This is a genomic window from Paraneptunicella aestuarii, from assembly GCF_019900845.1.
GTDB classification, from domain to species: domain Bacteria; phylum Pseudomonadota; class Gammaproteobacteria; order Enterobacterales; family Alteromonadaceae; genus Paraneptunicella; species Paraneptunicella aestuarii.
Map to the genome: position 1 here is coordinate 4,105,345 of NZ_CP074570.1, position 15,444 is coordinate 4,120,788.

12 protein-coding genes are annotated in these 15,444 nt (G+C 44.3%); 1 reads left to right on the forward strand and 11 read right to left on the reverse strand.

Annotated features, from left to right (window positions below):
* Positions 1-155: 155 nt before the first annotated feature.
* The 10 genes from KIH87_RS15880 to KIH87_RS15925 all read right to left on the reverse strand — a co-directional run bounded on the left by KIH87_RS15880 (position 156) and on the right by KIH87_RS15925 (position 12,523).
* Positions 156-2,003, reverse strand: coding sequence for a flagellar hook-length control protein FliK (locus KIH87_RS15880; RefSeq protein WP_232358832.1), 1,848 nt, complete (start codon positions 2,001-2,003; stop codon positions 156-158).
* Between the two features lie 229 nt (positions 2,004-2,232).
* Positions 2,233-2,676 carry a flagellar export protein FliJ gene (fliJ, locus tag KIH87_RS15885; protein WP_232358833.1) on the reverse strand — a complete coding sequence of 148 codons (444 nt, stop codon included), beginning with the start codon at positions 2,674-2,676 and terminating at the stop codon, positions 2,233-2,235.
* Positions 2,677-2,679: 3 nt separating this feature from the next.
* Positions 2,680-4,011, reverse strand: coding sequence for a flagellar protein export ATPase FliI (gene fliI / locus KIH87_RS15890; RefSeq protein ID WP_232358834.1), 1,332 nt, complete (start codon positions 4,009-4,011; stop codon positions 2,680-2,682).
* 72 nt (positions 4,012-4,083) lie between these two features.
* Complete coding sequence (gene fliH, locus KIH87_RS15895; protein WP_232358835.1) at positions 4,084-4,875, reverse strand: flagellar assembly protein FliH; 792 nt, start codon at positions 4,873-4,875, stop codon at positions 4,084-4,086.
* Between the two features lie 27 nt (positions 4,876-4,902).
* Positions 4,903-5,955 carry a flagellar motor switch protein FliG gene (fliG, locus tag KIH87_RS15900; protein WP_232358836.1) on the reverse strand — a complete coding sequence of 351 codons (1,053 nt, stop codon included), beginning with the start codon at positions 5,953-5,955 and terminating at the stop codon, positions 4,903-4,905.
* A 2-nt stretch (positions 5,956-5,957) separates the two neighbouring features.
* Positions 5,958-7,661 carry a flagellar basal-body MS-ring/collar protein FliF gene (gene fliF / locus KIH87_RS15905; protein ID WP_232358837.1) on the reverse strand — a complete coding sequence of 568 codons (1,704 nt, stop codon included), beginning with the start codon at positions 7,659-7,661 and terminating at the stop codon, positions 5,958-5,960.
* Positions 7,662-7,676: 15 nt separating this feature from the next.
* Positions 7,677-8,003, reverse strand: coding sequence for a flagellar hook-basal body complex protein FliE (gene fliE, locus KIH87_RS15910; protein WP_232358838.1), 327 nt, complete (start codon positions 8,001-8,003; stop codon positions 7,677-7,679).
* 212 nt (positions 8,004-8,215) lie between these two features.
* Entirely contained in the window at positions 8,216-9,565 is a 1,350-nt protein-coding gene (locus KIH87_RS15915) for a sigma-54-dependent transcriptional regulator (protein WP_232358839.1), read from the reverse strand.
* A gap of 4 nt (positions 9,566-9,569) precedes the next feature.
* Positions 9,570-10,841 (reverse strand): sensor histidine kinase, encoded by a 1,272-nt coding sequence (locus tag KIH87_RS15920; protein WP_232358840.1) that lies wholly within the window; start codon positions 10,839-10,841, stop codon positions 9,570-9,572.
* Positions 10,842-11,041: 200 nt separating this feature from the next.
* Positions 11,042-12,523 carry a sigma-54 dependent transcriptional regulator gene (locus KIH87_RS15925; RefSeq protein WP_232358841.1) on the reverse strand — a complete coding sequence of 494 codons (1,482 nt, stop codon included), beginning with the start codon at positions 12,521-12,523 and terminating at the stop codon, positions 11,042-11,044.
* A gap of 465 nt (positions 12,524-12,988) precedes the next feature.
* Here KIH87_RS15925 and KIH87_RS15930 point away from each other — a divergent pair, with 465 nt between their 5' ends.
* The gene (locus KIH87_RS15930) at positions 12,989-13,999 is read left to right on the forward strand and encodes an IS110 family RNA-guided transposase (RefSeq protein ID WP_232358842.1); all 1,011 of its coding nucleotides are present in this window, start codon (positions 12,989-12,991) and stop codon (positions 13,997-13,999) included.
* A 349-nt stretch (positions 14,000-14,348) separates the two neighbouring features.
* On the opposite strand, the gene KIH87_RS15935 is transcribed toward KIH87_RS15930, so the two are convergent.
* On the reverse strand, positions 14,349-15,149 hold the full coding sequence (locus KIH87_RS15935) for a flagellin N-terminal helical domain-containing protein (protein WP_232358843.1): 801 nt from the start codon (positions 15,147-15,149) through the stop codon (positions 14,349-14,351).
* Positions 15,150-15,444 lie beyond the last annotated feature (295 nt).

Sequence of the window (15,444 nt, forward strand, 5' to 3'; positions counted from 1 at the left end):
TGTAGCATTATTGCTGTTTAGACTAACCTCGCCAAGCAATAATTCCACTCTTCATAATTATCCCTTTTCATTATGAATTGTAGGCGTTCCTCAATCAATCTTGTTACTTTTCATCTGAAACAAAGCAACAGTTCACAAATTTGACGCTCATTTCATCAGGCAAAATAATCAATGCCATTTACCGAGCCATTAACCATCCGCACGGTTTGTTGTTCAACAAACTCTTCTTCCACTTCATTGCCTGAGCCGCCTGAGCCACCAGCAAACTGTCCATTTGCATTTTCAGCATCCTGCTGTTTAGATTCTTGCTCAACAGAAGACTGTCCCAATTGAATACCCTGCTCGTCCAATAACTCTTTTAATCTTGGTGCAGCATGCTCCAACGCTTCTCGGGCTTGTTGAGTCTGAACCACAAAGTTAACCGTTGCAGCTTCACCCGACATATTTACCTTGATCTTCATGGTGCCTAAATCCGGTGGATCCAAGCGAATATCGGCTGTCATATTCTTCTGATTAACCATCAACTGCACTTTGTCAGCCAGGTTCTGGGGAGCATCAGGTTTATGAATGTTAACCGTTCTATCCATCTGATTAGCGGCCTGTTGACGAGCACTTTCCAACTGAGCCACATTCGCCTCTTTGGCATTAGCAGCCGAAACCGACTTAGCCATTTCCGCATTTCCTGCTTTCTGATCGACTAACTGAGCAGCCATATCCATCGTGCTGTTAGTGCTAGCAAGGACTTGCTGTAATTTCGCCTGATCCATCGCTGCTGATGAGTTATCCCCTGTCGCGGCCGCCACAGCATCTTTCACCACTTGCCCTAAATCATTGCCTGATTGCTGCCCTTGCTGTGCTTGAGACTTCAACTCTTCAACCCCCGCCTTAAGCTTATCGACAAAGGTTTCTTTCACCTCAGCAGATACTGATTCCTTAGGCAGTACCTGATTTGCAATATGCTCTGCGGCTTTTTGCAACTGTGTCGGATCTGCATTGACTAATTTATCTAGCAGAGGATCATCGGTTTTAATTTCAGCGTCCGCTTGTACTGTCTGCTCACCTGCCACATTGCTCATCAAATGTGTCAAAAATTTGGAATCTATCTGTAACCAGTCCTTGCCAGTTAATTCTTTCAATGGTGAATCCTGCAACTCAGGATTTTGTGTCAAAAACTGATCGATCATAGCATCCAGCTGCAGCAACTCTTCTTCAGATACGTCGTCTTTCTGTGACAGTGAATCAATCATTGCCAGAATCTCTTGCAATGACTCATTGCTGATACTTTGTTCATCTGTGGGCATGTCAGTAATCAATTCAATATCAGAAACACCTTCTTTCAGCGCATCGCTTTGAACTGCATCAAATTGACCATTCAATAATTTATCCAGCTCACCCTGCATATCGGTTTCAACAGCCACATCAGCCTTAACACCATCACTTTCCAACTCCGCTTTGTCGGATCCCTGACCGTGTAACTTGTCGAGCATAGCCAACCAATCAAAATGCGTTGCTGCTTCTTGTACCAATTCGCTTTGCGCTTCGTCAGGCTCAGCAGATTGCTGCGCATTATCCTGTTGTCCTTCAGCAGAGTCATTCTGGGCAGACTCACCTTCCGCTTTTACTGAATCTTGTTGATCTTGTGATGTTGATGCTTGCTCATCGGTTGTCGCTTCTTTCTTAGCAACCGAATCACCAGGATCATTAGCATTCTTTTGCTGGGCAACGGCTTCAGATTGCTCTGTCTGTTTGGCTGACTGTTGAGTAGCTGCCGTATTTTCTACCGAATTGGAAGCCTTTTCAGAACCCTGAACGCTTTTGGTGCTATTACTATTCTTGTAGGCAGGGGGAGGCGTTGTCTTCTCTGCTGCATGACTACGCTCCAACATAGAAGCAAAGTCTTGGCCTTTCCCGGAATATGATGGTTGTTCGGAGCTCCCAGAAGCAATACCTATTTGAACATTTGAGGCAATGTCTGTCTTTTTAGCGGCAAGTTGTTGCATCATTGGTCGCAATCCTCATTTAATTCCTAATTCGATTAACGAGCTAACTCATTAATATTATTATATTTTTAACTTTAGCCTTCATCATTCCGGCAATAAAACCGGATGATTTCAGCCTAACAGGCAATGGTTATTGCCTAATTACAGCTTCAATACAAAAGCTCAGCAAAAACTGTTCCAATTTTGAACAATAGCAACAAATAACTTCATTATTGTTGTCTTCTAACGTCGCTTATCGGGCCTTACGTATAAATTTCTGTAGTGCAATCTCATCCATCATTGCCTGTTCAATCCGAGCTTCTTTCGCCATCGCAATCTGTTTCTTTTTATCCAGCAACATTTCTATCGCTTTACGCTTTTGTTGTTGCTTTAACCACAGACTTTTCCGTTGCTCAGCAGCCAGTACCGCGTTGTGAATAACCTGTCTTTGTTGCTCACAGGCGCGATCCAATTTGCTAATAAAACCTTGATGCTGATTAAAAGACCTGGCTTCCAGTCCTGTTTCCCTGCCTTTTTTCTGGATTTGACGAAAATACTCCAAGCGATAATTTTCCAGTCCTTGCAACTTGGTGCGGTTTTGATTCACAAACAGCATTGCCTTTTGGTAATCCATCGCCGCTTTGTCTTCTTTTTCCTGCTCCCATTGAGCCAGCATAACAAGTTGAGCTTTTGCCATAACCTAGCCTCCCTGGCGCATTGCCTGAGTCAACTTAACCATTTCCTGCAAACTTTCATCGTAAGGAATAATCTCTTTCATTTTTTGTTGCAGGAATTTATTAATGATTGGTTCGGCCTTTATAGCCAGGTCAATTCGAGGATCCGTTCCCTTGGAATAAGCTCCAATACTGATTAAGTCTCTATTTTGCTGATACGTGGAATACACCTGCTTTAATGCTCTGGCAGTATCCATATGCTGATCACTCACCACCATTGGCATAACACGGCTAATTGATGCTTCTACATCAATGGCAGGAAAATGGCCTGAATCAGCCAATGAACGCGCTAAAACAATATGCCCGTCCAGAATCGCCCTGGCAGAATCAGCAATAGGATCTTGAAGGTCATCGCCTTCTGTTAGCACGGTATAAAATGCGGTAATCGAGCCCTGATTCTCAGCGCCATTTCCAGCACGTTCAACCAATGCAGGTAAACGGGCAAAAACCGAAGGCGGATAGCCCTTGGTCGCTGGAGGCTCACCGACAGCCAGTGCAATTTCACGCTGTGCCATGGCATAACGTGTCAACGAATCAATAAGTAACAGTACATTCATGCCTTGATCACGAAAATACTCGGCAATGCTCACCGCCGTTTCGCAACCTTTTAAGCGCATTAAAGGAGAAGTATCTGCGGGTGCAGCGACAACGACAGATTTCTGACGTTCTTCCTCGCCCAAGATATCCTGAATGAATTCCTTAACCTCTCGACCACGTTCGCCAACCAGACCCACAACTACAACATCCGCCGTTGTACCTCGGGTCATCATGCCAAGTAGCACGCTCTTACCCACACCACTACCGGCAAACAAGCCCATACGTTGGCCTACACCCACCGTGATCATGGAATTAATAGCGCGCACACCAACATCCAGAGGTTGCTTTATTGGTTTACGAATAAGGGGATTCATGGGAGGACGGGTAAGAGGAACGCGTTTGTTTGTTTTAATAGCGCCCAAGCCATCTAAAGGTTGACCGTTACCGTCAACAACACGGCCTAACAACTCCATACCTACAGGGATGCCTTCCTGACGACTTAGCGGCATTACCCGAGAACCAGGAACAATACCTTTTACCGCTTCGGTAGGCATGAGATAGGTAATGGATTCAGCGAAACCGACCACTTCAGCTTCAATTTCACCGTCAATAGTTTGAACCAGACATTGACTACCAACAGGCAGTTGGCAGCCTACCGCTTCGAGCGTCAAGCCCACTCCACGTACAAGTTTGCCCGAGGCAACGCTCACTGATTGCGGAACTTGAGTTTGTAATTCTCTGACTTTATTCAGGAAATCCATAGCGCACTTTTCTATTGGTTGTTCTTGGTTGAGACTCAACGGATCAGAGACAAGCGCGTTATGACAATGCCATTATTCCGACACTTGCTCAGACGATAATCCTTGCTCTTGCAAGAATCTGTCCAACACGTCACGACAACGTCTTTCAACAGTGACATCAACCGCATTGTTGTCGGTCATAATGTCGCAGCCACCACGCGAAAGTTCAGGCGCTTCCACGAATATCCAATTGTGGCGCTCAATGTCTTCATCTGAAAACTGTGTTTTCACTAACTCAATATCTTCCGGATGCATACGAATTTGGTAGGCGTTCTCTCGAATGGGAAGGACTTTCAAACCGTCGGCTAATGCCTGAAAAATAATATCTGAATTGGTTTTAACTTCATGGCGAACCACAGATCTTGCCAAGCTTACAGAAAGCGCCACCAATTCTTTTTGCAGTTCACGTTCCATTGATGCAATCGGATTGTGTAGTGTGGTCATTAGCTGTTGCCAAATAGCCACTTGCTCAGCAATTTCGCTTTGTCCTTGTTCTAATCCTTCCGCATGACCCGCTTCCAGACCTTGTTGATGACCTTCCTGCTGACCTTTTTCTAATCCTTCCTGATACCCCTTTTCCATGCCTTCCTGCTGCCCCTGGGAAAAACCTTCCTCATAGGCTGCACGGCGAATTTCTTCAATTTCTTCGGCAGTAGGAGGAAGAATAACCACTTCCTCCTCGGGGGGTTCATACTTCCATTCCTCTGTACGGTTCAAGGCATTGGTCTGATGTGTGCCCTTATATAGCTTTTTATCGACAATAGGGAGTTCCCAAGATTTGGCTTCTTCAGCCAATTGTTCATCCAAGGTTCTTGCGGTTATCATTATTTACCCCAAATTTAAGGAATCAGCTTACAGGAACTCTTCGCCACCGCCGCCGCCAAGCATGATTTCACCGGCGTCAGCCAAACGTCTGGCAATGGATAGAATTTCTTTCTGTGCAGTTTCAACTTCACTGACACGTACAGGGCCAAGCGCTTCCAAATCATCCATCAACATTTCCGCAGCACGCTTCGACATGTTGCGAGTGATCTTGTCTTTAAGCTCGTCCTCAGCACCTTTGATGGCCTTGATAAGTACATCTTGCTGAACTTCGCGCAAAATGGTTTGCATAGCGCGGTCGTCCACATCCACAAGGTTGTCGAATACGAACATAAGGTCTTGAATCTGTTGACTCATTTCTTCGTCTTGCTCGCGGATTGCGTCCATCAACTGACCTTCGATATTGGTATCCAGGTAGTTCATGATTTCTGCCGCAGACTTCAGGCCGCCCATCTTCGCTGCTTGCGTACCCGCCTGACCAGCGAACTGTTTCTCCATGATTTCATTCAATTCTTGTAGTGCCGCTGGTTGTACTTCTTCCAGGTTGGCAATACGCATCATCAAGTCCAAACGAACCTTTTCCGGGAACTGCGCCAAAATTTCAGCAGACTGCTCCGCTTCCAGATAGGCCAATACAATGGTCTGAATCTGAGGGTGCTCGTTACGGATAATGCCCGCAACCTGTTTGGAATCCATCCATTTCAGTGAATCCAAACCTTTAGCACCACCACCTACCAAAATCTGGTCAATCAGGTTGGCCGCTTTGTCTTCACCCAAGGCTGCGGTTAACGCTTTTTTCACGAAGTCCTGACTGTGGAAACCGATAGTGCTGTAGTTCTGGATCTCTTCGATAAAGTGCTTATGTACCGCTGTTATTTTTGGTTGGGTCATTTCATCCATGGTCGCCATGGCTTGACCTAACTTTTGTACTTGCTTTGGTTCCAGATGTTTCAAGATCTGTGCGGCATCTTCTTCTGACAAACTGAGCAGAAGAATCGCAGCCTTTTCGACCCCCTCCAGCTTACTGACATCGTAAGTTGGAGCACCGTCTAAAGTTTCTATTTTTGCGATTTTAGTAGCCATTGTTATTCATCCATCATCATCCAGCCACGAACTACCTGTGCAGACAGTTCAGGCTCGTTAGCAACCAAGGCGCGTACTACTTTTAATACGTCTTCGTCTTTATGCAGGTCTGGCAACATTAGAGAACCATCTGGGGAGAAGCCAACCTGACCTTCGTCAAACTCTTGAGATAGCATACTAATGGTCTCGTCACCCAGATCCAAGCCTTCATCCATGCTGTATTCATCAGCTTCTGTTGTATCTTCAGGGTACAGCAAGCGTTTCAACATTGGTTTCACGATAGCCAGCATCAATACAATGATAACCAAACCACCGACAGCCCACTTAACTGCGCGCATAAACCATGCTTGCTCCCAGATTTCCTGCTTAATCATGTCAGAGTCATCCACTCGACTGAATGGAATGCTGACCACTTCAAGAGAATCGCCACGAGTGACGTCAAAACCAATGCCACCTTGCAACAAGCGACGCAAATTCAACAATTCTTCCTGTGAGCGCGGCTGCGCAGTAGGATTGCCTTCAGCATCAGTTGTTGACAGGTAATCAACCGCAACGGAAACACTCAAGCGACGGATTACGCCAGTCTGTTGTTTAGTATGACTGATAGTCGTGTCTAATTCATAATTACGAGTCGCTTCTTTGCGTGAACTGCCCGGAGTAGAACGTGTAGAGTTTGAACCCGTTGCCTGTTGAGGAATAGTAGAGTCCAGCGGCGGCTGATTGGTCAACGCACCAGGGATACCAGCAACAACGCTACCTACCGTGTTATTTTCCATGGTCATTTCACTACGAACGGCTGGTAAATCAGGGTTATAACGCTTCTGGGTTTGCTCAACAGAAGTGAAATCCATGGTCACATCAACTTGAGCCGTGTAATTCTCCATGCCCAAAACAGGAATAAGAATAGAGTCGATCTTTTCCAGATATTCTTTTTCACGTTGCTTTTCAATTTCATATTCTTTACGTGAACGAGCAGAAAGAGAATCTTGTGAACCTGAATTCAACAGGCGTCCATTATTGTCTGTAACAGTAACGCGGCTTGGTTCCAAACCTTGTACGGCAGAAGCCACAATATCCACAACCGCATCCACTTCTTCACCGGATAAGATAGAACCGCGGCGCATGGTAATAACAACCGTTGCACTGCCCTGCTTTTCACGACGTGCGAACACGTTCTCTTTAGGTAATGCAAGTAGAACTTTAGCGCGAGAAACGGAAGACATTTCTTCAATGGTGCGCGAGATTTGCTGTTCTCTGGCGTGCTTCAAACGCTCCTTTTCAACGCGTTGGCTTACACCGAAGCCCATATCCTGCATGATGATTTCATCACCCGCTTTAGGATCCTGATTGATACCTTGACGAGTTAAACCCAAGCGGATATCACGGAATTGATCTTCAGTAACATAAATAGTGTTACCTTCGAGGCGGTAAGGAATTTCGTTTTGATCCAGATAATCCAGGGTTTCAATCAATTCTTCCGTTGGCATTTTCGCCAAAGGACGGTAGTCAGGTTCCTGTGCCCAAATCACAATGAAGATTGCAATAGCGACACAAATTACCAAGGCAATAACCAGCACGATTTGACGTAGCATATCGACACTGCCCAAGGCCTCCATAAACCCGGATTTTTGCTCTGTATTTAGATCTGAGTCCAATGAATCGACACCAGATGTTACAGCTAATTCGGTTCCAGTTGCTTCAGCCACAGTTCACCCCTTCCGTTACACCGGCATGTTCATGATTTGTTTATAGGCTTCCATCACTTTATTACGCACCTGAACGGTTGCTTCAAAAGCGATGCCGGATTTTTCTTTTGCCACCATGACGTCTGCCAGGCTTAAGCTCTTGTCACCCATCTCGAAAGCCATCTGCTGATTACGTGAATCTATTTGCATACTGTTCACGTTATTTACAGCATCGGCCAACATATCAGAAAAGTTTTTGCTGGCAGGGTTTACTTGAATAGATGGTGCTTCAGGCAAGCCAATTTGGGCTTGAGCAGCCATGGTTTGCATTTCACTGAATAAAGCTTGTGCTTTAATGTCCATCGTTATCCCCTCCTCAGGGTGACTAATAATTGACACAACATCAATTTGTTGACTAGTTACCTAGAACAAAGCAATTGGCGTGCCAAATTAAAATTAGTTAAATATCAGTATGTTAACTGACACTTTTCAGAGTGGAATAATTGACGATGTCTTTTTACAGGCGAAAGCCAGTGCAGTAATGCACTGGACATTTAACCTATTTGGAAGGAAATCTATGCAGGAAACTCAATCCCCATTTCTCGCATTTTTGCCAGTTTGTACCTGAGTGTTCTCGGGCTAATGCCTAGCTTCTCAGCCACTTTTTTACGACTACCATGACAAGAAGCTAATGTATCCAAAATAATTTGATGCTCTTGCTGACGTAGCTCGTTACCCAACACACTGGCGGTTTGAGTTTCTTCAATATCATCCTGAATATCTGCTGGCGCTTCCGTCATAATAGAATCGATCATTAAATCGGTTGCTTCAATTTGATGCCCATTGCACAGAATCAAAGAACGCTGGATGACATTTTCCAATTCTCGAACATTACCCGGCCATTGATATTGAGCCAGTTTATTGCGTGCTGATGCAGACAATACCGGAATAGCAACGCCTTGTTGCTTGGCGTGGCGCTCTATCATGTGCTTCGCCAAAGGCACAATATCGTCAGGACGCTGTGCCAAAGGTAGCCAGGTAAGCGGGAACACATTCAAGCGATAATATAAATCTTCGCGGAATTTCCCTTCTTGCACAGCCTGACGCAAATCACGGTTACTGGTCGCGATAACGCGTAGATCAAGGGCAATGGTTTTACGACTCCCTAGTCGTTCGACTTCACGTTCCTGCAACACACGCAGTAGCTTCGCCTGCAAAGCCAGATCCATTTCAGTTATTTCATCTAATAAAATCGTTCCGCCCTGAGCCTGTTCAAATTTTCCAGGGCAAGCTTGTAAAGCTCCTGTGAAAGCGCCTTTTTCATAACCAAATAAAGTGGCTTCCAGCATATTCTCGGGAATAGCAGCACAGTTAATCGCCACAAAAGCTTCGTCGTGACGGTTTGACTGGTCATGAATATAGCGAGCCAAGACCTCTTTACCTGAACCACTTGGCCCTAACACCATGACGGTTGCATCGGATTTCGCCACTTTAGACGCCAACTCTAATAGCTGCTTACTGGATTTATCACCCACAACGGGCGCATACGCTTCCATTTTTCTCGCCGGTGCATAACGCCCAACAATGTTGAGCAATACTTCTGGCGAGAATGGTTTTGCCAGATAATCGGTCGCGCCTTCCCGCATAGCGAAAACGGCGTCATCGATAGTGGCATAAGCCGTCATTAATAGAATGGGTAAGTTCGGAAACTTGGTTTTAATGCTCTGCAGCAGGTTTAATCCTGTGATGCCGCCAAGCTGAATGTCGCTAACAACGATATCAATATGAGAATCCTGCAATCTTGCCAGAGCCATCTCTGCGCTGTCGCAGGCTAACACATCATATCCCCCAAGGATTAAGGTATCGGTCAAGGCTTCTCGTAAACCTGGATCGTCTTCAACTAACATGACATTTGCTTTTAACATGATCTTAGCTCCTCATCGCTAGAGCAGGAGAACTCTGTGAATTTTTGTGAATAGGTATATTGTCTTCGAGTGACTCTTCGCATACCCGGTGAATAGGTAGGTGCATTCCAATACAAGCCCCACCCGCATTCTGATTGCGCACGGAAACATGGCCTTTGTGCGCCTGAGCCACTGATTTAACCACAGCCAACCCCAATCCGGTTCCCTGAGAACGCGTGGTGAAGAAAGGCTCAAAAATATGCGCCATTTTGTCTTCGTCGATGCCAGTACCGGAATCAACGATAAATACATCAACATCGCTCGGGTTATCTGGATTACGCTGCGCAATAAAGCGAATCGGTTCGCCTTCGGGAGAATGTTGCAGGCTGTTATGAATCAGGTTTTGCAGCGCACTTGCCAACGCGGTCTTATTACCAAGAATGATCAAATCTGGCTCAGGAACATCCATCACCAAACTGCATCCTTTAGTCATTAGCATGGCTTCCGAACCAGCATAAACTTCGTTCATCAACGACTGTAACGACACTTCACTGACAACCTGCTCTTCTCCACTTTTGGCGAAAAGCAGCATGTCGTTAATTTGGCTTTCTAAATCTTTCAAACGTGACTGTAGTTTTTTACAAAACTGCTCTCTGGCGTCAAATCCAATGGTCGGATTCAATAGATTGGCTGCATACAATGTTGCTGCCGATAACGGCGTTCTAAGTTGATGTGCCAATGACGCAACCATCTTGCCTAAAGAAGACAGGCGTTGCATATGGCTAACGCGTTGTTGCAGCAATCGGGTTTCGGTTAAGTCAGTTAACAAAATCAGCTGGCCGGGTTCTTCTTCCAGAGGCGAGATAGATAGTTTGACTCGGCGTCCATCATGCAATGAGATCTCATGACCATCATCTTTTCTTGGACGAAATGAACGAGCAATAATGGTACGCCACAACTCACCTTCAAGTGGTTCTCCCAACATATCTTCCGCAACAGCGTTTGCTTGCCGAACGATACCTTGACCGTCAACCAACACCACACCAGCGGGCATAACATCCAGAATATGTTTCATACAACGCGGGGAGCTAAAAGGTGCTGAGCTATTTTTTGCATCTTTACGGCTTCGACGTCCCTTGGCGATCAATGGCATAGACACAGATTCAGATGAAATCTGTTGATCACTACCAGCAATCGGTATTCCGGAGTGCTGTAGATGTTCTTGTCGATCTACATGTCGATGTTCAGATGTTTGCAGACTATTGGACTGCATATTGACCTGCACGTTAACCTGCATAGCCACCTCGCGTCAAATTAATAACAGTGAGTGCAAAGCAGATACCGTGCCAATATTAATTATTGTTTTATTTCAATGCATTAGAGTATTTTTAAAGTGCGAATTACAGCGCCAGTTTTTTGGCAAGGCGCTCTTATTATCAATATGAGCGCCTTGTTTTGATTCATGAAGCATGAGGTTCAATAAGCTAAAAATATCGCCTACTTGGAGATATTGTATTTACGCATTTTTTCCACCAGCGTTGTTCTTCTCATGCCCAAGAACTCTGCTGTACGAGCAACAACCCAATCATGTTGATCCAATGCTTTGGTGATCATGTCGATTTCCAGATTCGACAAATAATCTTTCAGATTCATCCCTTCTTCCGGCAATGTTATGGAACCCGGTTCAGGTATGCTGAGAGCCATCCCTTCAGAACCAGAAGACTCTACATTAAATTGTTCTTCTACATCAGAACTATCGTCGCTGTCATCATCAAAATCACCGAACAGCGAGTTTAACGCTTCCCTTTCCAATAATTCATCAGGGTATTCGGGTTGATATTCAGCAAATTCAACATGCTGATATTTGGGTGGTAAATCTTGCACATTAACAACCTGATTCGGGCACAGAATAACCATACGTTCAACCAGATTGGACAATTCACGTACATTACCTGCCCACTTGTGCTCCATCAAAGAATTGAGGGCTTCTTCGGTAAACTTCACAGATTTACCTTCTCGCACTTCAAATCGAGAGATGATCTCTTGCAGCAATAAGGGAATATCCTCTTTGCGTTCACGCAACGAAGGATTTTCGATAGGAAACACATTCAAGCGATAATACAGGTCTTCTCGAAAATCGCCGGACGAAATCATGGATTCCAGATTTCTATGTGTCGCCGCAATAATACGAACATCGCATTCAATTGGCTTAGTACCACCGACACGCTCATAAGTACGTTCCTGAAGTACCCTCAGCAGTTTTACCTGCATTTGCAGTGGCATATCACCAATCTCATCCAGGAATAATGTACCGCCTTGAGCCAATTCAAAGCGACCTTTACGAGAACTCACCGCTCCGGTAAATGCGCCCTTTTCATGACCAAATAATTCACTTTCCAATAACTCTCCCGGAATAGCACCGCAGTTTACCGGAATAAAGGGCCCTGACTTACGATTTGAAAGATAGTGAACGTTACTGGCAATAACTTCCTTACCTGTACCAGATTCCCCCAATACAAGCACATTGGCATCCGTAGGAGCCACCTGCTGGATCATACGGCGAATTTCCTGGATCTCTTTGCTTTTACCCACCAAATTCTGGAATTTAGCATCCCGAAGTTGTGATTCAGTACCAGGTTTATGCTTTATATATTCCTGACAGCGATGTAATAAGCGGGTCAAGATGGGATAAGTGACAGGCTCCTCAAGCTCACCAACCACATTCACCAATTGCTGTTGCAACTGGTGTTGGTCATTGATAACGATAAAAGGTAACCCCGGAAATAGCTTCACAAAGCTATGAGCATTTTGAAACTCGTCACCAGCAAGAATGATGGCACCTATACCTGAAGCACTACGTAAAAACTCTTCAGCTTGATCAATAGGCTGCACAACACATTCATCACCAATGAAAGTGCAAACGGTTTGTAAATTTTGATAGCGCGATTCTAGTGTACTTATTATCAGGATACGGCTCATTGGGTATTCAACCAGTTCCTATTTTTTAATCCCTAGTTTGCTGTTGAAAAGTCATTGATGCAAGTCCGTTTTTGCAAAAAACGTCATTTATTTGACGATAAAGTCTAGCAGTGTTTTAAAAATGACACATAAAATAAGTTGTACATATAAAACTATTAATTAACCCCAACTCAGGATAAGTTGTGGTGACAAAAACAGCTAACCAATTGTTATATATAGATTTATTTGGAAATTTTTAAAAACGACCATTTAGAATACTTTGAGATGAGATACTTTTTAGTGAATTTGAGGCAAATTTACGCGTCAATAGCGAATCTATTGCAAGTAAATTTAACGAAGAAGTCGCTAAAAATAGCCATATCAAAACACTTACTTATCCCGAGTTGATGTGATGGTCTCCTCCCTTTTACGGCATCAAAGTGCCATGATTGAATTTGTCTAACAATCAAAACGGGAGAAGACCAAATGCAGATTACAACAATTGACCTGGATTTAGCAAAAAACGTATTTCATGTGGTGTGCTGTAATGCTCAAAACCGGGTCTTAAAGCGCAAAGTGCTCAAACGCCAACAAGTATTAAATTATCTGGCCAGGGTTCCTGCTTGCCTGGTAGCGATGGAGGCGTGCTCAACTTCTAATTATTGGGCACGGGAAATAGCAGCGCTGGGTCATAAAGTGAAGTTATTACCTCCACAGCATGTGAAAGCGTTTTTAACGGGCAATAAAAATGATTTCAATGATGCTCTTGCTATCGTGGTTGCTTCACAGCAATCTCATATCAAATCGGTTGAAGTAAAAACAGAAGAACAACAAGATAGCCAGACATTGCACAAGATGAGAGAGCTGGCGGTACGGCAAAGAACAGCGCTATGTAATCAAATCAGAAATTTGATGAGTGAACGAGGCATCATTCTTAAACCGGGGATTCAGGCATTAAAGTGTGGTGTATCCGAATTATTGGGACATCCTCAGAGGTTGTCCGGCATGATGAAAACCTTGTTGCATCATTTGTACAGTCAATTGACTAGATTAGAAGACTCAATTGCAGAATATAACAAGCTTATCCAGCAAGAAGGGCAAAATAACGATATTTGTCAACGTCTACAAAGCATTCCTGGTATAGGGTCTTTAGTAGCAAGTGCCTTATTCAACGAGATAGGTAACGGTAGTGCTTACAAGAAAGGACGGGATGTATCAGCCTCGTTGGGGCTGGTTCCCAAACAATATAGTAGTGGTGGAAAAGACCGATTGTTGGGGATAAGCAAAAGAGGCAACCGCTATTTACGTTGCTTGTTAATATTGGGGGCTAAAGCGGTGGTTTCCAGAGCCAAACATAAAACGGATCCTCTAAGTTTATGGATAAATCGGCTTGTGGCTCAACGAGGACACAATAAAGCATGTGTTGCTTATGCCAATAAAATGGCAAGAATGGCGTGGGCAATCACGGTATCTGGCGAGCTGTATCAGCCCGCTTAAAAAGTAAAACTCTCTTCAGCAAATTGCGAAGGTTGTATTAATAGATGACATAACAGGTCAAACCGGCATTGTGAAAACCTGATAACCCCAGCGGTTAATAGACCGACGAGCTGATAAGGTCACAATGTGCGTTTTACATCAAGGCCAAAAGCTGACAATAAAGAAGCTTTATAAACAGGCCGCATATATGGCAGCAAACCTGTCCCTGTTATCAAAAAATACATTCTTGCAATACGGGAGGAGACCATATATGGGGTTAATCAGATGGACTTAAAGAATTGTAAAAACAGGAAAACCCCGAGAACTTACGCTCTCAGGGTGGGGGTAAGGAGATTGTCAATGTGAGGCTTTAGCCTAGCAGCGATAACACCTGATTCTGGTTCTGGTTCGCTTGGCTCTGAACAGCAATAGAAGCCTGACTTAAAATATCATTCGACGCTCTTTCAGCAGTCGCCTGAGCATAATCCAGGTCTCCAATTCGGCTGTTAGCTGCCGCAACATTTTCCTGAGTTTGAGCCAGATTACGAGCTGCACTTTCAAAGCGATTCTGAATAGCACCCAGTTCAGCACGTTCACTACCAACGTACTCAAGTGCATCATCAGCTGCAGACAGCGCATCTTGAGCACCTTGAGCAGTTGTCACATCAACACTCAAAATGCCACTTAGTGCAGAAGCAATGTCTTTCGTTCCTACACTAATGTTTTGCCCTGAATTGGCACCCACCAGAAAATCCACGCTACCATCAGAAGTTAACAGCTTTTTGCCACCAAACTCAGTTTGCTCAACAGTTTGCTGAATATTCTGTTGCAACTGGCTAATCTCAGACTGAATCGCTTTGCGATCACCAGCACTCAGAATGCCATTGCCAGCTTGAATAGATAACTCACGGATACGGTTAACATCGCTATTAATACCTGACAAGCCACCTTCAGCAACTTGCGATAACGATATACCGTCTAATGAATTACGATACGCCTGACCAAGCCCATTTTGTTGCGCAGTCAAGCGGTCAATAATTTGTTGTGCGGCAGCACCATCAGCAGCTTTATTAATTCGCTTACCCGATGCTAAACGCTCAAACAACGTGTCTTGCTTATTTTGCACCTGTTGCAAAATAGACGAATTGTTCTTAGTACTTAGATTAATCATAATCTACCCCCTTTATACCTCATTGGTGAGTATAGCAAAGGCATGCTTAAATAGTAACCAGACGAATGTTATTAATATTGATACTTGTGTTAACTCTGAATACTAAAGAAAAGATAAAAATAGCCGAGGAGATAGAAAGCGACTCCGACCATCCTTTTTTACTTATTGAAAATTAAGCAATAAACGAATTTTCAACCGTTTTCACTATTGCTATCAATGCCTATCCGGGCATCACTTTTATTCATTGAAAATCAAGTAAAAAGGGAAGCGCAATGACTTCCCCATATAGGTATTG

What these genes read in the sequence shown, in the direction of transcription:
- fliE (WP_232358838.1), bottom strand. Translation starts at nt 8,003, where the DNA reads ATGGACATTAAAGCACAAGCTTTATTCAGTGAAATGCAAACCATGGCT.
- KIH87_RS15920 (WP_232358840.1), bottom strand. Translation starts at nt 10,841, where the DNA reads ATGCAGGTTAACGTGCAGGTCAATATGCAGTCCAATAGTCTGCAAACA.
- KIH87_RS15935 (WP_232358843.1), bottom strand. Translation starts at nt 15,149, where the DNA reads ATGATTAATCTAAGTACTAAGAACAATTCGTCTATTTTGCAACAGGTG.
- fliJ (WP_232358833.1), bottom strand. Translation starts at nt 2,676, where the DNA reads ATGGCAAAAGCTCAACTTGTTATGCTGGCTCAATGGGAGCAGGAAAAA.
- KIH87_RS15925 (WP_232358841.1), bottom strand. Translation starts at nt 12,523, where the DNA reads ATGAGCCGTATCCTGATAATAAGTACACTAGAATCGCGCTATCAAAAT.
- KIH87_RS15880 (WP_232358832.1), bottom strand. Translation starts at nt 2,003, where the DNA reads ATGATGCAACAACTTGCCGCTAAAAAGACAGACATTGCCTCAAATGTT.
- fliG (WP_232358836.1), bottom strand. Translation starts at nt 5,955, where the DNA reads ATGGCTACTAAAATCGCAAAAATAGAAACTTTAGACGGTGCTCCAACT.
- KIH87_RS15930 (WP_232358842.1), top strand. Translation starts at nt 12,989, where the DNA reads ATGCAGATTACAACAATTGACCTGGATTTAGCAAAAAACGTATTTCAT.
- KIH87_RS15915 (WP_232358839.1), bottom strand. Translation starts at nt 9,565, where the DNA reads ATGTTAAAAGCAAATGTCATGTTAGTTGAAGACGATCCAGGTTTACGA.
- fliI (WP_232358834.1), bottom strand. Translation starts at nt 4,011, where the DNA reads ATGGATTTCCTGAATAAAGTCAGAGAATTACAAACTCAAGTTCCGCAA.
- fliH (WP_232358835.1), bottom strand. Translation starts at nt 4,875, where the DNA reads ATGATAACCGCAAGAACCTTGGATGAACAATTGGCTGAAGAAGCCAAA.